19 protein-coding genes and 1 tRNA gene are annotated in these 25,103 nt (G+C 39.0%); 9 read left to right on the forward strand and 11 right to left on the reverse strand.

From position 1 onward, the window contains the following. Positions 1-4 precede the first annotated feature (4 nt). Entirely contained in the window at positions 5-526 is a 522-nt protein-coding gene (locus tag B3H30_RS02295; protein ID WP_070564886.1) for a Sec-independent protein translocase subunit TatA/TatB, read from the reverse strand. Positions 527-767: 241 nt separating this feature from the next. Between B3H30_RS02295 and B3H30_RS02300 the strand changes: the two genes are divergently transcribed. After that, entirely contained in the window at positions 768-2,144 is a 1,377-nt protein-coding gene (locus B3H30_RS02300; protein WP_070564888.1) for an MATE family efflux transporter, read from the forward strand. 63 nt (positions 2,145-2,207) lie between these two features. Here the strand turns inward: B3H30_RS02300 and B3H30_RS02305 are convergent, their stop codons facing one another. From B3H30_RS02305 to B3H30_RS02315, 3 genes are all read right to left on the reverse strand, one after another. Then, the gene (locus B3H30_RS02305; protein WP_070564890.1) at positions 2,208-3,569 is read right to left on the reverse strand and encodes a dihydrolipoamide acetyltransferase family protein; all 1,362 of its coding nucleotides are present in this window, start codon (positions 3,567-3,569) and stop codon (positions 2,208-2,210) included. A 112-nt stretch (positions 3,570-3,681) separates the two neighbouring features. Then, positions 3,682-4,941 (reverse strand): competence/damage-inducible protein A, encoded by a 1,260-nt coding sequence (locus B3H30_RS02310; RefSeq protein WP_286710343.1) that lies wholly within the window; start codon positions 4,939-4,941, stop codon positions 3,682-3,684. A 276-nt stretch (positions 4,942-5,217) separates the two neighbouring features. Beyond that, positions 5,218-7,851: a putative LPS assembly protein LptD gene (locus B3H30_RS02315; RefSeq protein WP_254667687.1), complete on the reverse strand. Its 2,634-nt coding sequence runs from the start codon at positions 7,849-7,851 to the stop codon at positions 5,218-5,220. Positions 7,852-8,052: 201 nt separating this feature from the next. Here B3H30_RS02315 and B3H30_RS02320 point away from each other — a divergent pair, with 201 nt between their 5' ends. Beyond that, the gene (locus B3H30_RS02320; protein WP_070564897.1) at positions 8,053-8,853 is read left to right on the forward strand and encodes an N-acetylmuramoyl-L-alanine amidase family protein; all 801 of its coding nucleotides are present in this window, start codon (positions 8,053-8,055) and stop codon (positions 8,851-8,853) included. Between the two features lie 61 nt (positions 8,854-8,914). Further along, complete coding sequence (locus B3H30_RS02325) at positions 8,915-9,862, forward strand: MlaD family protein (RefSeq protein WP_286833116.1); 948 nt, start codon at positions 8,915-8,917, stop codon at positions 9,860-9,862. 168 nt (positions 9,863-10,030) lie between these two features. Here B3H30_RS02325 and B3H30_RS02330 read toward each other — a convergent pair whose 3' ends face one another. The 5 genes from B3H30_RS02330 to B3H30_RS02350 form a co-directional block, all read right to left on the reverse strand. Further along, positions 10,031-12,112 carry a S9 family peptidase gene (locus B3H30_RS02330; RefSeq protein WP_070565304.1) on the reverse strand — a complete coding sequence of 694 codons (2,082 nt, stop codon included), beginning with the start codon at positions 12,110-12,112 and terminating at the stop codon, positions 10,031-10,033. A 180-nt stretch (positions 12,113-12,292) separates the two neighbouring features. Next, entirely contained in the window at positions 12,293-13,759 is a 1,467-nt protein-coding gene (gene creD, locus B3H30_RS02335) for a cell envelope integrity protein CreD (RefSeq protein ID WP_070564900.1), read from the reverse strand. 4 nt (positions 13,760-13,763) lie between these two features. Then, on the reverse strand, positions 13,764-14,255 hold the full coding sequence (locus tag B3H30_RS02340) for a hypothetical protein (RefSeq protein ID WP_070564903.1): 492 nt from the start codon (positions 14,253-14,255) through the stop codon (positions 13,764-13,766). A 51-nt stretch (positions 14,256-14,306) separates the two neighbouring features. Further along, positions 14,307-14,609 carry a winged helix-turn-helix domain-containing protein gene (locus tag B3H30_RS02345; protein WP_046673956.1) on the reverse strand — a complete coding sequence of 101 codons (303 nt, stop codon included), beginning with the start codon at positions 14,607-14,609 and terminating at the stop codon, positions 14,307-14,309. After that, a complete protein-coding gene (locus B3H30_RS02350) occupies positions 14,606-15,217 on the reverse strand; it encodes a hypothetical protein (RefSeq protein ID WP_070564906.1) in 612 nt (203 codons plus the stop codon). The genes B3H30_RS02345 and B3H30_RS02350 overlap by 4 nt, the downstream gene beginning before the upstream one ends. A gap of 149 nt (positions 15,218-15,366) precedes the next feature. Here B3H30_RS02350 and B3H30_RS02355 point away from each other — a divergent pair. The 3 genes from B3H30_RS02355 (at position 15,367) to B3H30_RS02365 (ending at position 17,135) form a co-directional block, all read left to right on the forward strand. Next, a tRNA-Leu gene (locus B3H30_RS02355) sits at positions 15,367-15,448 on the forward strand. A 68-nt stretch (positions 15,449-15,516) separates the two neighbouring features. Beyond that, positions 15,517-16,842, forward strand: a complete 1,326-nt coding sequence (locus B3H30_RS02360; RefSeq protein ID WP_046673958.1) for a trigger factor — start codon at positions 15,517-15,519, stop codon at positions 16,840-16,842. A gap of 38 nt (positions 16,843-16,880) precedes the next feature. Next, positions 16,881-17,135: a hypothetical protein gene (locus B3H30_RS02365; protein WP_070564909.1), complete on the forward strand. Its 255-nt coding sequence runs from the start codon at positions 16,881-16,883 to the stop codon at positions 17,133-17,135. Here B3H30_RS02365 and B3H30_RS02370 read toward each other — a convergent pair. Further along, on the reverse strand, positions 17,128-21,507 hold the full coding sequence (locus tag B3H30_RS02370) for a translocation/assembly module TamB domain-containing protein (protein ID WP_286833120.1): 4,380 nt from the start codon (positions 21,505-21,507) through the stop codon (positions 17,128-17,130). The genes B3H30_RS02365 and B3H30_RS02370 overlap by 8 nt on opposite strands. A 52-nt stretch (positions 21,508-21,559) precedes the next feature. Between B3H30_RS02370 and tsaD the strand changes: the two genes are divergently transcribed. Then, positions 21,560-22,561: a tRNA (adenosine(37)-N6)-threonylcarbamoyltransferase complex transferase subunit TsaD gene (gene tsaD / locus B3H30_RS02375; RefSeq protein ID WP_046673959.1), complete on the forward strand. Its 1,002-nt coding sequence runs from the start codon at positions 21,560-21,562 to the stop codon at positions 22,559-22,561. 67 nt (positions 22,562-22,628) lie between these two features. Here the strand turns inward: tsaD and B3H30_RS02380 are convergent, their stop codons facing one another. After that, positions 22,629-23,450, reverse strand: coding sequence for a hypothetical protein (locus B3H30_RS02380; RefSeq protein ID WP_070564915.1), 822 nt, complete (start codon positions 23,448-23,450; stop codon positions 22,629-22,631). A gap of 72 nt (positions 23,451-23,522) precedes the next feature. Here B3H30_RS02380 and B3H30_RS02385 point away from each other — a divergent pair, with 72 nt between their 5' ends. Both B3H30_RS02385 and B3H30_RS02390 read left to right on the forward strand, forming a co-directional pair. Further along, positions 23,523-24,431: an energy transducer TonB gene (locus B3H30_RS02385; protein ID WP_070564917.1), complete on the forward strand. Its 909-nt coding sequence runs from the start codon at positions 23,523-23,525 to the stop codon at positions 24,429-24,431. 130 nt (positions 24,432-24,561) lie between these two features. Continuing rightward, positions 24,562-25,068 (forward strand): hypothetical protein, encoded by a 507-nt coding sequence (locus tag B3H30_RS02390; RefSeq protein WP_070564921.1) that lies wholly within the window; start codon positions 24,562-24,564, stop codon positions 25,066-25,068. Positions 25,069-25,103: the final 35 nt, after the last annotated feature.

Here is a 25,103-nt window from a genome sequence, read left to right on the forward strand (position 1 = left end):
AAAATTAAGCAGGTTTACTGGTATTGTCCTGCTCAGGAACTTTTTTATCTTCTACCTCGTTGTTTTTCGTTTCAGCAAAATGATCGTTATACCCGTACGTGATGTGAGATGGCTCTTCGCCGTAATCGGGTTGTTTATGTGGGTTATGTTCGACGACACCGGCAGGTGTTGTGAATTCATATTTTTTCTTTGGTTGATCTGTTTCTGAACCTTCGACGGCTTCCTGGGGCTTAGCCCCTTCTTCGTGTGCTGCTTGAGCCTGCTCTTCAGCCAAACGAACATCATTAGGAACAACTTCTTCTTTTACTTCTGTTTTAACGTCTATGTCTTTCTCGAAATTATTGATCTGATCTGAAATTTCACGTTTGATACCTTCTGATGCATCTTTGAACTCACGTATTCCTCTTCCTAAACCTCTCGCCAATTCAGGAAGTTTTTTGCCTCCAAAAAGTAACAAGATTGCAAACACAATTAAGATCATCTCTTGTGTTCCGATGTTTAGAAATGCTATTACTGGATTGTACATACTCTTTTTCCTCTTCTTTTGATTACTAACTAGATGCTAAGGTACATTTATATTTCTATAGTTCTTAGACCCAAAAGTAAATTTAAGATAATTTTAAGGTATTTGAAACATAAAAATTACTTAACAAAGTGCGGTTATTTGATGGGTGTAAATTGTTATATTTTTGCTAAATATTTTTTAATATGACGATAGGGCGGAAATATCTTCGTATTTTTGTGGCTATTTTTTGGGGAAATCGATTATGTTGGGAAAATTTAAAACATTTAAACCGTATTACAAAAGTACGATGGTATTGGCGGGGCCAGTGGTGATCTCACAATTGGGACATACGCTGGTGCATACCGCAGATAGTGTGATTGTTGGACATTTTGCAGGAACCATTCCATTGGCGGCAGTTTCGTTGGTACATGCTGTTTTTATGGTTGTTATGGTTATTGGTTTGGGGATAGCGTATGGCATCACGCCATTGATTGCGCAAGAGAATGGCCGTGATAATAAAAAAGAATGTGCTATTTTGTTGTCTAATAGCTTTTGGTTAAATATTATTGCGGGACTCTTGTTATTCGCATTGGTCTATTTTGGTTCAATGTTGGCGATCGATCACCTCAACCAAGATCCGGCTGTGGTGAAGGAGGCAAAGCCTTATTTGCTTATTCTGAGTTTATCGATGCTTCCATTAATGGTATTTAGCACCTTTAAGCAATTTGCTGAAGGCCTGGGGTTTACTAAGCAAGCGATGAATGTAACTATTTGGGGGAATGTACTGAACATTATTTTGGCGATCATCTTTGTCAAAGGGATGTTTGGCATCAGCCCAATGGGGGTCAAGGGAGTCGGATACAGTACATTGATCGACCGTGTGTTAATGATGTCTGTGATGATGACCTATGTCTTGCGATCGCAGAAATTTAAAGGATATATTCAATACTTTAAAGTGACATTGGTCGATCGGGAGCGATTGTTGAAGATCGTACGGATCGGGGCACCCGTGGCTATGCAATATGTCTTTGAAATTGGGGCTTTTGCAGGGGCATCCTTATTAGCGGGTACCATAAGTGCGACAGCGCAAGCTTCTCATCAAGTAGCCATACAGCTGGCCGCGATGACGTATATGATGGCGAGTGGTATTGCTGCTGCTGCAACAATCAAGGTGGGGAATAGTTATGGTAATCGAAATCTTTTTCGTCTCGAACGATTTGCCATCACGTCGTATCAATTGGTGTTGATTTTTATGGTGATTACAGCGTCTTTGTTCGCGCTATTGAATGATTATTTGCCTTATATCTTTACCTCAGATCATGCTGTGGTGATTATTGCTTCTCAGCTGTTGATTATTGCGGGCCTTTTCCAATTGTTTGATGGTACGCAAGTTGTCGGTCTGGGAGTGTTACGTGGGATGGGGGATGTGAATATACCAACCCTAATCACATTTATCGCTTATTGGATTATTGGGCTACCAAGCGGCTACCTCATGGGCGTCGTGTTTAACTGGGGTATCAAGGGGATTTGGTACGGGTTAACGCTGGGCCTGCTAAGCTCTTCGCTTTTACTGTACCTGCGGTTTCAATTGGTGATTAAGAAGAAAAAAATACAGTTCGAACAAAGTATGTTTAAGTAACAAAAAGTATATACTAAATAACAAAAAACGGCTCTGTTAAGAGCCGTTTTTTTATTCTGATTGCTAGATTACTCTATTGCTATCCCAGTTTTCCAGGTAGTCGGCCACACGTTTTAAGAAAGTACCTCCGAGGGCACCATCGATTGCACGGTGATCGTAAGAGAGTGACAGATACATCATATGTCTAATACCAATCATATCGCCATACTCTGTTTCTATGACCGCTGGTTTTTTCGTAATGGTACCGACAGCCAAGATTGCAGCTTGCGGTTGGTTAATGATAGGCGTTCCCATAATATTACCGAAAGCGCCGATATTGGTGAATGTAAATGTACCATCTTGGGTATCGTCAGGCTTCAATTTATTCGCCCGTGACCGTTGTGCGAGGTCGTTGACACTTTTACTCAACCCTACTAAGCTTAATTGATCAGCATTTTTGATGACCGGAACGATGAGATTGCCATTAGGCAATGCTGCAGCCATACCAATATTGATGTTTTTCTTCTTGATGATATTGTAACCGTCGATCGATATATTGACCAATGGAAAATCTTTGAGAGCCTTGCTAATAGCCTCGATAAACAAAGGGGTAAACGTGATGTTTTCTCCTTCGCGTTTTTTATAGGCATCTTTAACTTTATTGCGCCACAAAACTAAATTGGTGACATCTGCCTCAACAAAAGAACATACATGGGGAGAGGTCTGTACGCTTTTGACCATATGGTCTGCTATTAATCTCCGCATACGGTCCATTTCAATGATTTCATCACTGCCATTGGCAACGGTGTGAACATGCGACGGAGCGGCGGAGGTTATTTTTGGAGAATCCGTACCCATGCCCGTGCTAGTATTCGTGTGCTCTGCCGGAATGGCTTTTGTCGATTTTGAGGAGGAATCCCGATGCGATACATACGTTAAAATATCTTCCTTAGTCACTCTTCCCTCTGCTCCGGTACCCTGGATACGGTCAAGTTCATCCTGGGACAATCCTTCGTGGCGTGCTATATTTTTCACTAAAGGTGAATAAAAGCGAAGGGTATTTTCGTATGAAGAAGATGGAATTTCAGCTGTTAAATTGGGCAGCTGGTCTACACCTGGGATGTTCAATGCTATGATCTCTTCGGGAGTTGCCGCTGAAGGAGCGATATTTTCTTGTGCTTGAATCGCAGGTTCTTCATTTTCGCCTTCAATTTCTATAATTGCAACGACTTCACCAACTTGGACAGTCTGGTCTACAGTATAGCAATGCTCTTTTAAAACACCTTTTACAGGGGAAGGTACCTCTGAATCAACTTTGTCAGTTGCAATTTCCAATAAAGTGTCATCTTCCTCAATCAGGTCACCAGGTTGTTTTAACCATTTTGTGATTGTTGCCTCGGATACACTTTCTCCCATTTTTGGGAGCAAGAGTTTATATAAAGCCATATTTTTTAGCAATCTCGTTATAGAAAAACGAAGTTAAATAAATTGTGGTTTACTTTCAACAATTTAAAATATTATTCCTTAAATAACGTGTTTTTTGAAATATTATTTTACTTTATTGTGTATCCTGTTCTTTTTCTTTTACAAGCAACTTCCATAGAAGTAATAAAGCATTCATACGGGTACGTTCGATGTTGATCAGTCTGTCGTTATCAAATTGAAACTTCTTGGTTAAAATTTCCTTTTTCCCGGCAACAGCCACCCAAATAGTGCCAACTGGTTTCTCAGCTGTTCCACCACCTGGCCCCGCTATTCCAGTTGTCGCAATAGCATAGTCGGAAGAAAATGCCTTTTTTGAACCGAAAGCCATTTCGATAGCAGTCTGCTCACTTACTGCTCCATATTGGATCAGTGTTTCTTCCTCGACGTTCAACAATTGTTGTTTTAACGCGTTGGAGTAGGGGATGGTACCACCAAGGAATATCGTGCTGCTTCCCGCTACAGCGGTTATTGAAGCGGCGAGGCTACCCCCGGTACAACTTTCTGCAGTAGTCAATGTAGCACCTCGGCGGCCAAGCTCTTTAATCAGATAGGGCTCGATGCTTGTGTCATAGTCCGCGATGACATGGTGTTGTAAACGATGGAGTAGCTTTGTTTTAAAAAGGGCAACCTTGAGCATAATGTCAGATTTATTCCTGCTTTTTCCAGAGAGTCTCAATCGGATAAAGGCCAAGGTTGGTAGATAGGCCAATTTTATGCTGGAAGGAAGTTCTGCTTCGATATCCTTTATTTCTTCTGCCAAATATGATTCTCCGATTCCGCCAACCAAAATGGTCTCGTGACAGATAAATAAGTCAGGATCCTGTTTGGCTAATAGGGGCAGCACATGTTTTTCCATCAGAAATTTCATCTCAAAGGGCACGCCAGGCATAAAAATAAACCTCTTTTGGTCCTGATGGACCAGCATGCCGGGCGCGGTGCCATAGTCGTTAAATAGGACCTCACAATTTGCTAAAACATCGGCCTGCTGTAGATTGATGTCGAGCATTGTTAGATTGCGCGATTCAAATATGTTGGTCACATGCCGAAGTACATGCTCATCGCGGATCAAGGTGGTTCCAAAATATGCTGCGGCCGTTTTTTTTGTCACATCATCTTTCGTCGGCCCCAGGCCTCCAGTGATTAAAATAAGATCTGCCCGCGTTGAAGCCTCTTTCAATGTCGTTGAAATAGCCTCTTCTGTATCAGGGATCGATGTCATTTGAACGATATCGACTTCGAATTGGAGCAGTTGTTTGGCAATCCAGCCTGAATTGGTATCAATAATCTGACCGATGAGAATCTCATCGCCTATGGTAATAATCTCTGCTTTCATCTTTAAAATAATTATGCGACACATCCCTACGGTGAAAAATACATATGTGGGTATGTATCGTGTTTGATTTTCTCAATCTTCTGGTGTTAAAATGTCCATGCGCTAGCGCCTAAAAAATGAAAATTCAATCCCAGAAGATTCAGTATATAAACTTACATAAAATTGCGGCTCAACGAAATGTTTAAGATGTATTTGATGGAAGAATTTTTTTGAAAAGAAACTGAAAATTCTTTTTGGCCAATATGAATATAACATTTCAAAAAAAAAGCAGTTATTTTAAAAATAACTGCCTCCTGAACTGGCTCTTTTTGTGAGCTTAAGATCTTGTAAGATCGATGCCTTGGCACGAATGGTGACGTTGTAGCTTCGGAACCGCCCAAAAGGCATCCAGCCAAATGACATATCCCAACAATGCAGATCGCGATAGATATTGAAAGAGGTCATGACCACTTCCTTCTGTTTGAAATCGTACCCCGATTGAAAGGTGACTTTCCATTTTGGCGTAACACTGAAGTCGCCATGTAAATTCAATGTGCTTGTGATCTGGCTCTGCATTCTTCGTGTACTGGAGTTGAACGATTTTGCCATATTGAAACTGAACGATGCCGCAAGGTTCCATGGGATGTTAAAGTCCACAAATGCGTTTGGATCTGAGCTGATTCGAGCTAAGGCTTGTGCCTGTTCGGGAGTCATACCCGCTCCTGTCATTTCTTTTCTTAAAGAATCAATATTGTTATTACGTGATTTCGCAGCCTTAGGATTCAGACTATAGTCAAAGGAAAGACCAAAGTTTGTCAGGCGCGCAAGGCTACCGTCTTTAATGGCGTAGCGATTGACACGGACACCATTTTCGTTGACCGAATAAGGATCAAATGTACCGTTGAAGTTTACATTCATCTTTTGGTCGAAAAAAGCTGTACGGCCAGAGAAAGTAATTGGGGACAACTTTAGCGAGTCGGCCACAAAGTTGTAATTTCCACTGAACGTCAGACCTTGAAGAATAGGGATTTTCTTCATACCGCCATCCGTGGTGTCAGATTTACTTTTGACCTTTGCTTCGATATTATTGTCAATGGAGAAACCTATCCCCGCAGATTTTCCTGCGGAAGGGGAACCGTAGACACCCTGGCTAAAGATTGAGTATACATTTCTGTTTCCATATTGATCGTTATAATGCTGATAGAAACCATATTTTGGATCCGAAAAGTCGGGTCTATAGTTCAGGTTGATTGACGGTGTAACAACGTGTCTGATCTGCTTAAGGTTACCTATTTTAGGGAAATAATTACCATAAACCTTGGTCGAAAGTCCGGTCGATACCGAGTAATCGTATGCACGATTGAATCCCTGAACGGTATCGATACGTTGTTTATAACCTGCAGCGGTATTGTCGATGCTTTGTCGCGTACTTTGTAAATACCAACGTTCGGTATAGTTTACACTGGTATTGAACTGGAAATATTTAAAAGCATTGAGTGATAGACTGATTGGAATATTGTGTTGGAAACCATTTTGGAATTTTTTGAAACCTCCTGGTTTAAACAACAATGTATCAATGGTACTGACCGAGTTTTGCGCCTGGAAACTATAACCGACATTGATGCGTTGATACCATTTTTGTTCACCGACACGGTCTTTGCTGTCAAATGGATTAAAAGAGGATACGTTTAAGCTGATGTTGGGTAAACTCATCTGTATACTGCGTGTAGCCATGTCCTGGTTATGCGTTAAGCTGGCCGTGAGGTTTACCTTACCATCGGCAAATACTTTTCCATAACTGATGGACGATCCCATACGGTTACGGGCAAGATTTTCATAGGTATTTTGTGTACTTCCGGTTCCGGTATTTTGAAAGAAAGAACTTGTACCAAAGTTAACACTTGCAGAGAAAGATGTTCCTGGATTGGCTTCCTGCCGTTGGGTATGGTTCCATGTGACGTTAAAATCCTTATTAGAGCCGTAATTGGATGTTCCTTCAATACCTGTTTTGGTATTGGCGTAACGGATATTAAAACCACCGTTAAATTTGTAGTTGACGGTATAGCGCGTATTGATGGAAGCTTCCCACGAACCTTTAGAATACAAGGAACCTCTAATCTCACTGTCCCAGTAATCGTTGAAGGCCAAATACCAACCGATATCCCGCATGGAGAATCCTCTGGTATAATCTTCTCCAAAAGAAGGGAAGAGAAACCCGGATGCTCTTTTATCTGGTTTTGGGAAAAATGCAAATGGAAATGCCACGGGCATCGGTACACCCATCACGACAAGGTAGGCCGGACCAGAAATAATCTGATTTTTAGTGACAATTCCTTTGGTGATATGAATTCCAAAATGGGTATGTGGATAAGGTAGATTACAGGTACTATATAATCCCTTGTAAATAGACATTTCGTCGTAGATATTCTTTCGCACAATATTGGCCTGGATAAATCCACCATCAACTTCGGTCATAATACCGTAGGTATTTCCCTCTTGTTTTTCGTAATCATAATAAAGTGAGTCTACTGTTTTCGGTGATTCACCATTACCCATGATGACAATAGGACGCCCTACATATTTACCACTTTTGTCGTAGATCCCAGAAGCAAAAATCTTTTTCTTGTTTCGATCAAGACGGATATAATCGGCAGAAAGTTCAAAATCTTGGTACTTTACTTTTGCTCCGCGATAAAGGTGACTGATATTCTTGGCAACTTCAGATTTCTGCGAGTCAACCGCAATAATGCTCACTTCGGCCTGCAAACCACTTCCTTTTTTCTTGGTTGTATCGTTTACAGATTTGGTCGTATCTGCAGTTTTCGATTTACTCGTATCTTGCGATTTATTGGTCGCCGAAATAGGATCTTTACCTTGAAGTCCGTTCTGTTTTAATGGAATATTACTTTGAGCAAAGCTAGCATTGCTCATTGCAAGAATGATAAATAGTGTTAAAATGTTGATTAACGACTTCAAAATTAAAGACAAATGTTATTTTTGTGAAATAATGTTAAACTTCGAGAGACAAAATTAGTCAAAAAAGCAATAGAAAATATGTTAAATATCGTTATCTATTAAAGAAATAATATTGACGCATTTTGATTCGTTTATAGTAGAGCAAATAATTATTCAATGAAATCAGATTTAAGAATTAGAAAATGGTGTAGTGTTGTGTCCGCTACTTTGGGATTTTTTTTATTGAATTCTTTCACATTAAACAATGGGCAAGCAGTGCCTCCAGACTACCAAATAAAAACGATTGTAATTGATGCGGGCCATGGCGGTAAAGATACCGGAGCACAAGGGCGGCGATCGTTGGAGAAAAATGTAGCCCTTGAAGTTGCGTTAAAATTGGGAAAGCAGATTCAGAAAGATATTCCGGGTATCAAGATCATCTACACGAGAACGACGGATGAATTTGTTGAGCTTTACAAACGTATTCGCTTGGCGAATGCCAATAAAGCAGATTTATTTATTTCAATACACTGTAATTCCAGTGGTGCTAGCGCACATGGTACCGAAACATTGGTCTCTGGCTCGCATCGTTTGGGACAGCAAGATGCTGCAGTTCGTGAAAATGCGTCCTTGTTACTGGAATCAAACTATAAAGAAAATTATCAAGGATTCGATCCAAAAGACCCTGAAAGTGCTATCATCTTCTCCTTGATGAAAAACCGATTCCGTGAAAAAAGTATTCGTCTGGCGCAGATGATTGAAGGTGAGTATGTGAAGGCAGGGCGATATAGTAGAGGATTCTGGGAGAAAGGCTTAGCTGTATTGGCGGAAGCAGGTATGCCCGCTGTGCTTACAGAAATTGGCTTTATTAGTAATAGAGAAGAAGAGAGCTACCTATTGTCTGATGAAGGGCAGCAGGAAATTGTCAATAATTTAGTTTCGGCTCTGAAAATTTATAAAAATTCTGTAGAACGCTAAACAGATTTGCTTTTATGCTGTTTTAAACTTAAATTAATGATCATTACTAAATAGATTATTTGTGAAAATTTCAAACGAGACAAAAGTCGGCATATTAGCAACAGTTGCGATAGTTTTATTATTTATTGGCTATAGCTTTCTAAAAGGAAATGATGTTTTTAGCAGCGACAACACATATTACGCAACTTATGAAGCTGTCGATGGCCTAACTCCATCAAAACCTGTTTTAGTAAATGGTTATCAAATCGGTCGTGTATCAAAAATGATTCTCCTACCTGATGGCAAAATTAAGACAGAGTTCAAAATACACTCCCATTATGACGTTCCAAAGAATACAATTGCGCGGATTTCAAGCACAGATTTGTTGGGAAGTAAGGCCATTGTTTTCGAAATGGGTAACAGTAAGGAATTGGCAAAGGATGGAGACTTTTTAGCTTCAGGTGTCCAACCGAATATTATGGATAAGGTTGAACCCATTCAAAAACGGATTGAAACAATTACCATTAAACTGGATTCAACATTATCGGTTGTCAATAATGTCTTAGACAAACAGTTTCAGGATGACTTTAAAAGAAGTATTCATAGCATTTCCACTTCTTTGAAAAATGTAGAAGGCATCACCAAAGATGTCGAAGGTCTAGTGGGGGATGAAAAGGGGAGACTCAATCGAATCATGGCCAATCTCGAATCAATTACATCCAATTTTTCACAAAATGGCGAGAAAATCAATGCGATCATGTCTAATCTGAATAATATTACCGATAAGGCCGCCCGATTGGATTTTGAACATACCATGAACAAAGTAAATGCCGCAGTCAATGATTTTCAGGAGATCACGGGAAAAATCAATAGTGGTAAAGGATCTATTGGTTTATTGTTAAATGACGAAGCGTTATATAATAATCTCAATAATGCTTCAAAGGAAATGGATAATTTGATGAAGGATGTGAAAGAGAAACCCGGGAAATATATCAAACTTTCCATCTTTGGAAAAAAAGGCGAGAAATAGATTTAGCAATCAGATCAAATGGGATACATAAAAAAGCCTGCATATTGCAGGCTTTTTGTTTTTATATGTCCACTCCCTGAGTAACGCTTTTTGGAATTTAAACAGGTGAAGGCCGACTTTGTCAGTTGCGAAAATACCTGATTTTACAAGCGGATTTTGCACATCTCGTTATAAAGTTTCCTTAAGCCAGGTAAAGAATTCTCTTTGCCAAACTTGTGCGTTTTGTCCTGACAGTACCCAGTGATTTTCATCAGGTAGGTAGACCAGGCGGCTCTTAATTTTTTTGAGCTGAGCCAATTGGAATGCCGCTAACCCTTGTCCGATTGGAACACGATAATCTTTTCCGCCTTGAAAGATTAAAATTGGTGTGTGCCAATTATTTGCTTTTTCAATGGGGTTGAATGCGGTATAGGATTTCTCATTTTTGCTATCCCAGTACGCCCCACCCAGTTCGTGATTGGCAAAAAAGAGTTCTTCTGTGGTACCGTACCAGCTTCTCATGTCGAATAAACCATTGTGCGCAATGAACGTTTTGAAACGGTTTTGATGCACTCCAGCTAGTTGATAAACAGAGTATCCACCATAACTAGCTCCAATCGCCGCGCGGCGTGTTGTATCTACATAAGACTCTTTGGAGATATCGTCTATGGCGGCCAAGTAATCCCGGATTGGCTGACCGCCCCAGTCCTGAGAAATGGCTTCATTCCATTTTACACCCCAGCCAGGCATACCCCTGCGGTTTGGAGCGATGACAATATAGCCTTGTGATGCGATCAATTGTAAATTCCAACGGAAGGAGTAAAATTGCGTCAGTGCGGATTGAGGGCCGCCTTCACAGTAAAGTATGGTTGGATATTTTTTTGCAGGGTCAAAGTTTGGCGGATAGATTACCCATGAAAACAGATCTGCTCCATCGGATGCCTTTGTAATACGCTTCTCAATTTTGTTTTCGCTGATGCTTGCATATTTTGCATCATTGACTTTAGTGACCGGAGTTAAAGATTTGGTTTTTAGATCAAAGCTGAAGATTTCGGTTGCACGGGTAAACTTTGTAGAGCTAACAATTAATTTGTCAGCTACTTGGCCTACAATACCGGTGATGTCAAAGTCACCTTCTGAAATTTGATGTATTTTTGGTAAACTTTTAGCTTTGATATTGGTCGGTACTTCAAGTTCAAATAATTGAACTGTGCCTTTCGTTGCAGCTGTAAAATAGATTTTCCGGTTGTCGTTGCTCCAGATAAAACTATTGACGGTACCATCCCAATGTGCTGTTAGGTTAAGTCGAATCGAGCTATTCTTATCAAATAGCATGATGTCATTTTTGTCCGATTCATAACCATCGGTCTTCATGCTGAGCCACGTTAGGCTTTTCCCATCGGGAGAATAGGTTGGGGCTGTATCATACCCATTCATTCCTTCTGTCAGGTTAGACGTCGTTCCGCTAGCGAGATCATAGCGATAAATATCGGTGTTGGTACTGACAGCATAATCTGTTCCGAATTTCTTTTTACAGACATAGAGCACTGCCTTGCTATCGGGAGACCAGGCAAAATCTTCTGCGCCACCAAATGGTGCCTGAGGGCTGTAGAAAGCTTGATCCTTTAATAGGTCTACCGGCTCGCCAACTTTACCATCAATATAACTCGCCACAAAAGGATGACTGAATTTGCCATCATTGAAGGTATCCCAATGTCTGTAGTCTAAGTTGTCATAGATATAAACGTCCGACTTTGGTAGTTCGGGATATTTATCTGTGCTGTGGTATTTTTTTACGAGCACGGACTGGCTGAAGAGTATTTGTTTTCCATCAGGAGAAAACTTGACATTTTCTAAAGCAATATCGCCATTCGTCAATTGAACTGCTTCAGCCTTAGATAGGTTCTTCTTCCATAACTGCCCCTTTAACAAATAAATGACGTCGCCATTTGGTTCGATCTGAACGACTGTTTCACCACCTTTTTGGTCGGTGAACTGACTGCTAGTCCCGTTTGTGAGTGAAACTGTATAGAGATTTTTTTCACTTGAATTGCTCTCCAGATTATAATTGGAAACACCGTATACCAATGTTTTGCCGTCTGCAGAAAGTCCTTCGGCCGAAACACGACCAAGGTCCCAAAGTGTAGTTGGGTTGATCGGTTGTGGCGATTCCGACACTAATTTGGAGTTATTTTTTCCGTCTTTGCTTTCTTGCGCATTGCTTAGGTTACACGCCATAATCGCTAATGTAAGTATTGTAAGTTTTTTCATCTGTTTAAACATATCTATGCCGCTGAAAAATTTCTTCGCAAGTTACAGAATTTGGTCATAAATGCTAAGTCGAGTAAAAAAATAGCCATCTCTTTCATTTAGAAATGGCTTATTAGAATTGTAAATCCTTATTTTTTTAATAGTATCTGAATTAATACCCAATAAAGTCGAAGACGTTGTTTATTGATCCACATGGCTATTATCAAATTGATACCAGTTTATTTTTGTTGAAACGCGCATCAAAATCGCCAAAATGATAAAGATGCCAATTGTTCCAGCGATAAGGGAATAATCCCGAAGTTGCATGAGGATATAGATAAAAAGATAAAATAAAGCCAGAATAGAACTCAGCAATAGCGCCGATTTCTGGTCTTTGGTAATTGATTTAATGAAACTGCCAATCAACATAACTGTAGCAACTGAAGCCGTTAAGTAAGCTAGATTAAATCCAATATGCTCGGATAGCGCGAGCAGCAATGTATAGAAAAGAACCATAGCTGCTCCAATCAGAATATATTGGATGATATGGATCCGTTTTTTCTTGATCACCTCGGTGAATAGGAGCGAAGTAAAGGTCAGGATGATAACTAAAATACCATATTTGGCGACCCGTGTTGTTTTTTGATAGTTATTGATATCTGGTAGGAAGTTAATTGTAATCATGTCTGCGTTATCCAATAGGTTATTTGCAGAGGCAATTGTAGTGCTGACGGCTTGTGCTGGCTTTTGCTCATTGCCCTCATTTCCATTTTCGAGGTTGTTATCGAACTGAAAGATCGAACGGGCATCGCCTGTCCATTGTTGCGGCAGCTTCCGACTGAAAGAAGGGATTTCCCAGGAAGCCGAAAAATTGGAGGTTTCGGTATTACGTTTGCCCGGTAAGAATGCACCTGTGAAACTTGGATTAGCCCAGTTACCCTTAGCCTGGATGTTTGTCTGATCACCCAGCGGAAGAAAATTCAATGATTTGGATCCTTTTAGATTTAGTTTTATCTTAAAACGATTGTCTGTTTTCTGCGGATCCAAAGGTACAGGACAGACTAAATTTTGCGTAAATAATTTGAGATTATTAAAGTCTGGGTCGAAAGTCAATTCATTGCCATCCCAATTCAAGGATGGGCGCTTGCCTAAGCCTTTAAAATCCTGGATGCCGAAAATAAGCTTACTGCCTTTCCAGTCAATTTGCTCATTTGGGATCTCGAGTTTTTCTAGGGATATTTTGTCAAAAGAACCGTCTAATGTGATGTTGCTGTTGTAAACTACGGCATTATAAATACCTCGAGAGAGATGCTGTGGCGTTATATCGGTTGTGATATTGGATGTTTTGGGTAAGACAAATATCCATTTCAGCTCTTCTCTAAGGTTCGATTTTTCGGCTTTTTCGGCAGAAAGTGGTATAGTCTCGCGATAGGGGATAGCCAACACAAGACTGGAAATAACCTGCTCCTTTCCCCAGTTTAATGCAATACCGCCAGAAACTTCCTGTTCCCTATTTTTCCGTTCTTCTATTAAATCGCTTATTAACGAAAGTGGAATGAGCAATATCAGGGAAAGAAAGAAAATGACAAATAACTTTAGGACAGTGGAATTACTGATTTTCTCAAAAAATGACGATTGCTCTATCGATGATGAATTGTTGTAGTCCATGATTTTAGTTGTTTAAATCTATTTGAATATTTTTACTGTATAAGGCAATTTGAAGCTCCGTTAATTGCCAATGAAGGATTTCTTTAAATTCTAAATGATGGAAGTTTTGGAGCGATCGACCTTTCTGAAAATGTCTTTTGTAATAACCGAAATGCTCGGGAAATAAGATTCCGCCAATAAAAATCATTGCCATAAGATAGAGGCTGATCTTTCCATTACCAAGTAAGAGGAATTGCATGGCAATTTCATCTTGTATCTCTGTTCCGGTTTCAGTCAGGATATGAAATACATCGTGATTTTCCAGTTTGGGCATGACATCGAAACCTTTACTTTCATAAAAGAGCCCCAGATTATGGCCGATGCTTCCAACGGGGTAGGTCATAAAATTTGCCTTAGATATTCCCCAAGCTTTTTTGTTCCATTTAAAGATGTCTGCATATACTTTGGAAGACCAATTATAGAGGTGCAGCATCAGTTTTAATCGAATTCCTTTCATTTAATCATGTTTTAAAAGTACTTTTATTTTCAAAGTAAATGAATAAAAAAATTATTTGTATTGTTGCTTTATTAAATTTTCAAGTGCAATAAGGTGATTTTCAAAGGCTTTAAGTCCTTTTGTCGTTCTTTTGTATCGGGTGTTCGGCTTCCGGTCTACAAAGCTTTTTTCGACACTAATGTATTCCTCTTTTTCCAATGTTTTTAGGTTGGAAGCAAGGTTACCGTCGGTTACGTCCAACAATTCTTTCAATGAATTAAAATCATATTCTTCATTGGCAGCGAGAACACTCATAATTTGGAGGCGAACCCTGTTTTCAAATATTTTGTCATATAAGGAAAGATCTAATTTCACGATTCGTACTTTTTGTAAACGATAAAACCATAGATGATGTGTAGCACACCAAATCCTAATCCCCACAATAATAAGCCGTTGTCCGGGAAACATATACCAATCAAACCCAGGCAGATTTCCAGTATACCCAGGCCTTTTGCTTCTGCAAAGGTATAGATGCTACCCGCAGTCAGTGCCAGTCCATAAAAGATCAGGAGCATAGCAGCAATCAGCTGGTAGTAGCCTTGGACAAAAAACAACAAGGAAATCATGCCACCCGTTAGTAAGGGGATTGAAACTGCAAATAAAAGAGATTTGCTTGTAATGTTCCAAATCGACTGCTTATTTTTTCTCGCTTTTTTACGTGCCATTAGCCAGCCGGTCACCAGGGATGATAAGAGGACGATGAGCGCAATCATTAAAAACAGTAGGGGCTTATTCAGATTTTCGCCCAAGAGTAGCGCGGTACTTTCGGGTTGCTGTAGAATATAGTATCCCAATAGTGTTCCCAGCAAAGCATAACAGCCCATGAGTACACCTGATAATCCGCTTATTGAAACAAATTTGGACGATTTTTCCATTAATGATCTGATCTGTCCAAGTTCTCTAAATAAATCTTTCTGTTCCATAAAAGTACTTTGATATTCAAAGTAAATGAATAATAATGAATTATGCAAGGGGTTGGGAGAATATTGAAAAAAAATAAAAAAAAGAGTAGAAAATACTTGCAGGATATAGGTTTGGTTTCTATCTTTGTGGCATCAAAAGAAATCCTAATGCGGAAGTGGCGTAATTGGTAGCCGCACCAGACTTAGGATCTGGCGCCGCAAGGCGTGGGGGTTCGAGTCCCTTCTTCCGCACTTGATGTCCTCCCGAACTTAAAACCTCGGGAGGATTTTTTTATGAATGCGATATAGCTAAAAAGAGTATGAATATTTCACACGAGAATGTAGATGCAATCAATGCGGTAGTCAACGTCGCATTAGCACCTGAAGATTATAATCCTCAAGTCGACAAAGAGATTAAAGCGCAAGCTAAAAAAGCAAAATTACCAGGTTTCCGTCCAGGTCAAGTTCCTGTGGGACATATCAGACGTACTTATGGTAAATCTATTTTATTTGACGAGATCAATAAATTAGTGAATGAGAAAATCACCAATTATATTGCTGAAAATAAATTAGAAGTTTTAGGTCAACCACTTCCTTTGGAAGATGATGCACAATACAGCTGGGATTATAAAGACAATTTCAACTTCAAATATGAAATTGGTCTTGCTCCTGCTTTTGAATTGCCTTTTACTGCTGAGACTGAATTTACTTCGTACGAAATCAAAGCTGATGAAGAGACATTGGCAGATCGTATCAAGAACTTGCGTCGTAGCTATGGAAAAATGACTAATCCAGAAGTATCTGAAGAAGGTGATGTATTATATGCAACATTGAAACAAGATAAAGAGGAAGGTCTAGAAAAAACAACTTCTATCCGCACAGATATCGTAGAAGATGCTAAGATCAAAAAATCATTAGTTGGTCTTAAAAAGGACGATGTTGTTAAGATTGATGTTAAAAAAGCATTCAAAACTGAAGATTTAGCACGTATCTTAGGTATCACTGAAGAGGAAGCAACTGCTTTAGACGTCACTAAATTTGAATTGACTGTTAAGAATATCAACCGTTTAGAGGAAGCTGATCTAAACCAAGAATTTTTCGATAAATTATTCGCAGAAGGTGAAGTAACAGAAGAAGCTCAATTCACAGAAAAAGTGAAAGAAGAAGTTGAGAACTTATTCAAACAAAATTCAGATCAAAGATTACGTAATGATATGTATACTTTTGGTATGGAGAAAGTTGATGTATCTTTCCCTGAAGAATTCTTGAAAAGATGGTTGAAAGCAACTAACCCAAGCATTTCTGAAGAAGAATTGAACGAAGGTTTTGCTGACTTCTTGAACAACTTGAAATGGACAATCATCGAAAACCGCGTTGTTACTGAAAATGGTCTTGAAGTTAAATATGATGAAGTTATCAATTTAGCAAAAGAACGTATCTACGCGCAAATCAAGATGTATAACATCAACGAAGAACCTTCTGATGAGCAGTTGAACCAATTTGCAATTCAATTGTTGCAAGATAGAGAGCAAGGTAATCGTTTGTTCGAAGAAGCTAAAGCTTTAAAAGTATTTGATCACTTGAAAGGTTTAGTGAAATTGAATGCTACGGACATTGAATACAAAGAATTTGAGAAATTAGCATAAGCGAATTTTTTAAATAAAAAAAGAGTCCTTCCATTTATTTGGAGGGACTTTTTTATTGCAGTCCGGTAGCGGATTATACACTATTCGTTTATAGTTGTTCAGCTCATCCACAGATCGCCTGTATAGGAAGTTATATGACGCTGGAAAAGGTCGACTGGTGGAATCGAGGCGGAGCTCAGAATAGGCGCAATGCGGTTGGGATTAAAGGTGGACTGCCAGAATTGAAAGAAGCCTACTGGAATGGCAAGAGACCTATTGAAATAGCAAAGGGATTATTCAGCAAGCTTAATTGACCTTGCTTTTCTTTGTTTCAACAGGAGCTGTTGTAATCGTCTTCTTACCAAAAGGGAATAGCCTTTTCAAGAACTCCGAGAAGGTGTTGAATTCTTGCCGATAGAGTAGTCCGAAAGCACTAATATATTCGCCGTCATTGGGGCTAAGAAGAAAGTTGCGTGTATTTAGGCGATTGGAAGCACGTAGGACCAAGCGTCCATCCTTTCTTAAATAAAACATAGCCTCGGCATCGGTTGAGACCCGATCCGAAAACACATTCAAATCTGTTAGCGCCTGACTTCTACGGTCGGAGATACCGCCTGTCAAAACAAGTCTGTCGTTGAATAGACGTAGTGAGGCAGATGCGTCATTTAAAGATTTGATATTAATATCAAAGAAATTGATGTTTAGCGATTGGGCTATGATGTTGTTGATTTGGTTGAATGCTATTTCAGTTCCTGCAGATAGCAAAGTGTTATTGACTTCTTTACCAAAGTCTGTCTGTGTGCCAGGTGTAAAACTTCGTCTCACGATTAGACTAAGCGCCTGTTGATTGACATTGTTGGCATCTGAAAAGTATCCCTGCAGTTCATCCTTAACTCCGGGGTTTTGTGGAAAGTTGATGTCAAACGTGATTTCCGGCTGACTTAACTGCCCTTTTAGGATCATATCGGCCTGTGCCAATACACGTTCAGGGTTTTCTTCCCGGCCTGCAGCATTATACAACGGTGCTAAGCTTGTTCTTTGTTGGTAGATGGCATTGATATTAATGTTCGCTTCAGTTGGGTTTCCCGCCCATCGTACTGTTCCGCCTTCTTTGAGATCAAAAATCTTGTTGATATAATCTTGAGCGGTGAAATTGAATTTTCCGCTGTTTATAATAAAATCCCCAAACATTTCAAAATCTCCCAATGAAGATATCCGCATGTTGAGATTGCTATTTCCCCTTCCTGATAACTCGCCCATACTGGAGAATAGATTTATTTCTGCATTCGGGTTGATCAAGAGGTCCATATTCATCGTCAGACCGTTGAAATCTCGTTTCTTAACGTTTTTCTTTGTTTTGGTCGAGTCTTTCTCAATAAAGTAGATAAAGTCCGTATCTGATATTGTACTGGCACTATTAAAGGGAATATTAATAACGGTGTTTTCTTCGGATTTAGCCCGTATATTGATATTCATGGCAGACGTTAGTCCTTTAAACTGAAAAGTGCCCGAAGCGTAAGCAGTGCCATAATATACATTATTGTCCTTTATTGTGGTATTTAATACCAGGAAATTCTTCGTCTCTGCAGTTACATCGATATCGGGATCACTCAGTTTGTTGAGATCTACAACGCCATCAATGGTTGCTATATTGTTTTTGGGATCGTATACTTTTAGCCCTGTGAGAAAAATTCGGTTATTGGTAACCGAAATTTCGTCAGAAAGTCGGTAGGGTGTTTTGAGGTAATTGATAACCATCGAAGCATTATCCAATTTTCCGGAACCTGTAATTTTGGGGTTCAGGATATCGCCTTCGATATCGAGGTCTGCATTGACCTTGCCCTGAATATTGGATACCAGGCTTCGTAAAAAGGGCTGGAAAACAAACACATCTGTGTTTACGAGTTTAGCTTTGAGATTAAGCTTATTGTTTTCACTTAAATGGTTATAGGAACCTTGTAACTGAATTAATTTATTTCCTTCCTCTATCTTGCTGTCTAGTTTTACCAGTTGATTCTCGGGGTCGTAGTTGGCACTCAGGGCTAGTGAGCCGATGGGAATATTGTTATAGAGGATAGGTGAAGTTTTTATATTGGCTACAACAAATGCAGCTTTGAATACAGAATTAACTTCAATATTTCCGTTTAAGTTGCCGGAGAGATTGATGCCATGTGGCTTGGTAATACCATTTAAGGATGTAAGATTAAAGTCCTGAAATTTGAGATTGATCTGATCACTGACTTCGTTTGACAGGATGCCATCGATATGAACTTTTTGTTCGTCATGACTCAGCGTCAGTTTTTCAAAGTACCATTTTCCTTTCGATATTTTCAATTGCGCATCATTATTGACAAGCCACCGCTCTTTATTGATTAAGATATTCGATGGATAGAAATTGATATAGGCAGGTTTGGCATGGGCAAAGCGTATAACGCCATTGAGATCCAGACTATTGCTCGCTTCAAGTTCCGACATTTTGATGTTGAATTGTAAACTGTCGTTTGCCAAGGTGTTTGAAATATTGACGTTTTTAATATAGGTACTGTCGGTAAAATTGATGCGATCGATGGAGGTCTGCAATTCCATATTTTTCAAATTGGCATTTTGATCCACAATCAGGTGAGTTAGTCGAATACCATTGTATTTGAATTCAGGTGCGTAAAAATTAAAACTGGCCGTTTGTTTTTCACTTTCAAATTTTGCATTGAGCGTCGCACCACTGTCTAGAGCAATGTCTTTTCGGAAGAATGTTGCGATCGGTTTAAAAGAAGTTATATTAATATTCAGGTCAAAGTCCTGGCGATTAAAAATGTTGTTTTCAAACCCGATTGCCGGAGCGTAGCGCATAGCTAAAGCTTTAAAATAAGGAACGATTGTATTGAGGTCTATTCTTCCTTTAAGATCAATGTGTCCGATAGCCGACTGCAAGGTAAGGGAGCGTGCATTTTCATCTCCTTCGGCAAGGAAATTGATATCGCGGATGACGAATTGACCCTTAGAGGAAGTGAAATTGACACTGTCTGATTTAAATTCACCGGTAACATTATTGATGTTGTCCCCAATTAAACTGGTGTGGAATTTCGTGTTAATAATATTGATGGAATCCCCCTGAAAGAAGTTGAGCTTTTTTAGATTCGCTTGTTGGATATCAGCATCCAGGTGATAGTTGGGTTTGACAGACCAATCGATATCTGTGGTAAACTGTAGTTTTAAATTTGGATCATATATTTGCCCTGAAGCAAGAACTAACTGTTTAGCTGTATTTCCTTCAATTTGTATATGTTGATAGCTGTAATTCTTGAAATTGAAATTACTGAGATCTCCTTTTATCTTTAAGCTCAGTTTCTTGGGGTCGGTACCTGTTCCGTCAACCTGTAGGTTGAAGCCTGTAGTTCCCAGATCTTTTAGTTTTGTTATCCTACCTACATCGAACTTTTTAGATTGAAAATTTCCCGCATATTTTATTTCCTTCTGGATATCCAATAAGGCGTCCGCTTCAACATTACCGATTGCAGTCGTGAATACTCCCTTGGTCTTAAATTTATTGTATAGGCCATTTAGGCTACCTTTGAATGAAAATTTGTTGAATATCTGAACAATTTCAGGGAGTTTAAAATTTTTTAGATTGCCGAGATCGCTAATAACGTCATTTAAGTCTTTGTGCTCAGATGAAATTACTACACTGGGAACAATAAATTTAGTTTTGTCAATATCAGGTAGACCGATAATCTGAAGCTTACCTGCCAAACTGGTTTTTTTTCCAATTGTTAAATCGACCTGTGATGCGTTGATGGAAGATACCGTTCCTTCTAAATTTGCGCGCTTGATATTCACGTCAAATTTGACTTGGTGCATAGGAGAGGAAAAGAAAGCAATATCCTCGGAGTGAATACGGGAGTCCCGAACACGAAGTTTTACATGAACTTTATTGATGAAGTCCGAAAAATCGTCAAAGCTGTTGTAGCTAAGCTTGATGTAATTTTTGAATGTAGAACGGTTGGTGGCTAGCATAAGCTCGCTGAGTTCAATGCTTGTCTTGCTTACTGTCGTTTGTCCAAGAAGGCCTTTGATCACTAGACCTTTCTTTTCGCGCAGATTGAATGTCTTTATGTTCGCCGAAATTTGATTGGAATCTATTTTTATCTTATCAAAATGGGCGTTAAGTTTGGAAATACCTAAATCTCCAAAATCGACCACTTTATTGTAATGCTTACGTCTATGATTAACATAGCTAAATGTATTGTTCTTAATAATCAGTTCCTTTATATCGAAGATGATTTTTTTTGAACTTTTCTTTTTTTCTTTTTTAGGTGGGTTAAAGTAACGGATTAAAAATGAGATATTGGAGCTGTCCTGAAATTGCTCAAAAGTGGCTTCGGTATCTTCAATGGTTAGTTTGTTGATCACAATTTTGTTCAATTCAATGAATTGAGAAAGGTTGACGTTGGCTTCTAACCTTCCTGATTTTAATATTTCTTTTCCTTGTGGACTATAGAGTTGAAAATCTTCTACTACAATAGATTTAAAAGGTTTGAAATAGATGCTTTTGAGGCTTATTTTAGTGTTTAGTTCGTTGGATAAATAGTCGACAGCTTTTTGGGCAACATAATTTTGTACCGGTTTCAACTGTAGTGATAACGCCAATGCAAGCAGTATAATGAATATACTACCAAGGACTATTGACACTATTTTAATTATTTTTTTGATACTTTTGTATTAAAATTTATTACCTCAAGCTATGGCTATTATTTTAGGGATTGAATCCTCTTGTGATGAAACCTCCGCTTCTATCTGTATTAACGGTGAAATTCATTCAAATGTTATTGCAACTCAGGCAATCCACGCAAAATATGGTGGAGTGATTCCCGAGCTTGCTTCACGTGCTCATCAACAAAATATTATTCCAACAGTGGAAGAAGCCATTCGCCAAGCAAAAGTAAGCAAAAATCAAATAGATGCAGTGAGTTTTACGCGGGGGCCTGGATTATTAGGTGCACTTTTGGTTGGAACATCATTTGCAAAATCATTTGCACTTGCACAGAATATCCCTTTAATTGACATAAATCATATGCAGGCGCATATCCTGGCTCATTTTATTGAGGATCCAAAGCCGAATTTTCCGTTTTTATGTCTTACTGTTTCTGGTGGTCATACGCAAATTGTATTGGTGAAAGATTATTTTGAAATGGAACTTTTGGGAGAAACATTGGATGACGCGGCAGGGGAGGCTTTTGATAAAACAGCTAAAATCCTGAATCTACCTTATCCCGGTGGACCGCTTATCGATAAATTTGCAAGAGAAGGTAATTCAGCCGCTTATAAGCTGCCCGAACCACAGATTCCAGGTCTTAATTTTAGTTTTTCAGGATTGAAAACTGCGATATTGTATTTGGTTCAAGATCAATTGAAGCAGAACCCAGATTTTCTGACACACCATATGGCCGACTTATGTGCTAGTGTACAATCGCGTATTGTATCAATCCTACTAAATAAATTGAAGAAAGCAGCAAAGGAAACTGGTGTTAAGGATATTGCTATCGCGGGTGGCGTTTCGGCGAACTCTGGCCTGAGGCAAAGCTTAATTGAAATGGGCGAGAAATACAATTGGAGGGTGTTTATCCCAAAATTTGAATATTGTACCGATAATGCAGCGATGATTGCTATTGCAGGTTATCACAAGTTTTTAAAGAAAGATTTCGTTGGTCAGGACGTTGCTCCTATGGCTAGGATGCATCTGTAGTTAATACGGGTATATGAGTTTCCCCGGACACTGTCCTTCGGTGCCGGGGAAACTTAAACTTGTTTATTTATAAGGGGGAACTGTACCCATAGGCTTGTGCCGCAGAGGTAAATAAATTTTTCTTTGGCTGGTAAAAGTTCAGTTCATAACCCTCAGCACCCCAAAAAATGCTGATAAAACTAATTCCTTGCTCAGAACGCAATATGGTTAGTATCTGAAAAGCCTCGTTGTCAAACTGACCGCCATCATCAACACGCCAAGTGCTGATATCATCGTATAAAGCCGGGAAATCCAAATTGATCAGCTGTTCGTCCTTTGCGTAGGAAAATACAGCTAAAGCAGAGTCTTGTTGATTTTCAAACACCGTAAGATTAAACTCGGACTGATCACTGAGGATCGCAACTGTCGTACTTTTATTAATCTTCCTATTGTATTTCTTTTCAAGCTGCTCCTTGATCTCTGGAGAAGTTTCTTTTTGAACTTTTGTAAACTTCTCAATTTTATACTGATCTATAAAAGCTTTGTTGACAAGCATACCAAATTCGCCAGACTTGATCGCGTCACTAATTTTAAATAACGAACCTTCACTATTCGCAAAGTTCTGGGCGGTCTGTCTTCCGTTACTCTCTTTGTTGTCCATTTTATTCTGAACAAATTCAAGCGGGCTTACCTGATTTTCCACAATCACATAGTTGTATTTTTCAGGTCCTTCCATCGCTTGATCCATAGGTAAAGCGATAAGTGAATCTTTTTGTTGGTTTAAAAAACCAAAATATGGCGAAATAGTCTTTTCCTTGTTTTCGTGCTTGATTGCAGTTTTGGATTGATTTTGATTATTCCCGCAAGCATACAATGTAAGTAGAAAAATAGCTGAAAAAAGTGACTTCATAAGTATTTTGAATTTTTTTGTGAAATATAAGGCTTTCGCTCATCATAATGAAAAGATTTAAACTTTAATGTTATGATGAACTCTAAATTGAATATCTACCGCAAAGAATGGCTGGACGTTATTTTTGCTGGTCGCAACAAAATGTACGGTGCTTACGAGTTGCGAAATCTCTCTGATAGAGCAACAAATATGGGGTTAGGAATTGTTGTTTCTTTTGCAGTTTTGCTGATTGCAGGATCCTATACATATAATAAATATTTTAAGCAAACTGTTCCGGCCGTGATTTATGAAGTACGAGATATTGGACCCGACATGCTGGAAGAAATTCAAAAGAAGGTGGAGGAAAAAGAGGAGGTTCCTGAAGAACCTGTTATGATGCAGGAAAAAGCTCCGCAGCAAGTTGCCCAAGATGTATCCAAATTTGATTTGGTTCGGATGCCCGATATAAAAGTGACCGCAGCGAGCAGAGTTACCGAAGAGCTTGTGAGTCAGGATGAGTTGAAAAACCCCAATACAATGACCTCAAGGATCACATTGAAAGCAAATCCATCGGGGACATATATTGCGCGCGGTGAATTTGGTTCTTCAAAAAGAGATGGTGATATTACTGGTTCTAAAGATGGTTCATTATCGGGAGGCGGAACTGATGATAATGCTAACAATACATTTACATCAGTAGAAATTATGCCAACACCTGTGGGGGGACTGCCTGCCTTTATGAAGTGGATCGCCGAGAATTACAACTTTCCACAACAGGCCTTAGACCAAGGAGTTTCGGGTGTTATAGAGGTTTCTTTTGTCGTTGAGAAAGATGGATCACTGACAGATATTGCTGTTAAACGTGATATGAAATTTGGTACGGGAGATGCTGCTATAAACTTATTGAAGAAAGCGAAAAAATGGAAACCAGGAGTGCAAAACGGGCTTAAAGTACGTGTAGCGTATACTTTACCGATTCGTTTAAGTGCTGTTTCCCAATAAATGGTTCTTAACTTTATTTAACAGATCATCAATTAAACTTTCGATAGCCGAGACGACTCTTACTGATAAATAAGTTGAAAATGAGTACTTATTAAAAAGAGTGATTGTTGGTTTTATAAAAAATAAAGAAATGAAAAAGTTGATGTTAAGTTTGGCGCTATCTGGATTGATGTTAGCCGGTTTCGCTCAAGAAAAAAAAGATGTTAAACCAGAAATGAAAGAAGTGCAAGCTTCTATGCATAAACATAAAACAGGAAGAATGCACGATAGTTTTAAAAATAAAACTCCAGAGGAAGTTGCTAAAATGAAAACTGATCGCATGGATCAAAAGTTGAAATTTACAGATAAACAGCGTAAAGATATCTATGCTTTTAATTTGAAGCAAGCAAAGGATCATCAGAAATTAGCTGCTGAACGCAAAGAATATCGAGCAAAAGTGAAAAAACAACGTGTGGCAGAACATGAAAAAATGATGGGAATGTTAACTCCAGAGCAACAAAAAACGTTAAAGGATTCCTATGCTGAAAATCGTAAAATGCACAAAGAACATTGGAAAAGAGACAGACAGCTGAAAAGAAAGGACTTTAGAAAAGGAGAAGTGAATAAAACAAATGATGCTGAAGTAAAAGCTTCATAACAATTAAACAAGGATAGTTTTCATATTAAATAGTG

This window comes from Sphingobacterium sp. UBA7038 (assembly GCF_002494055.1).
GTDB classification, from domain to species: Bacteria; Bacteroidota; Bacteroidia; order Sphingobacteriales; family Sphingobacteriaceae; genus Sphingobacterium; species Sphingobacterium multivorum.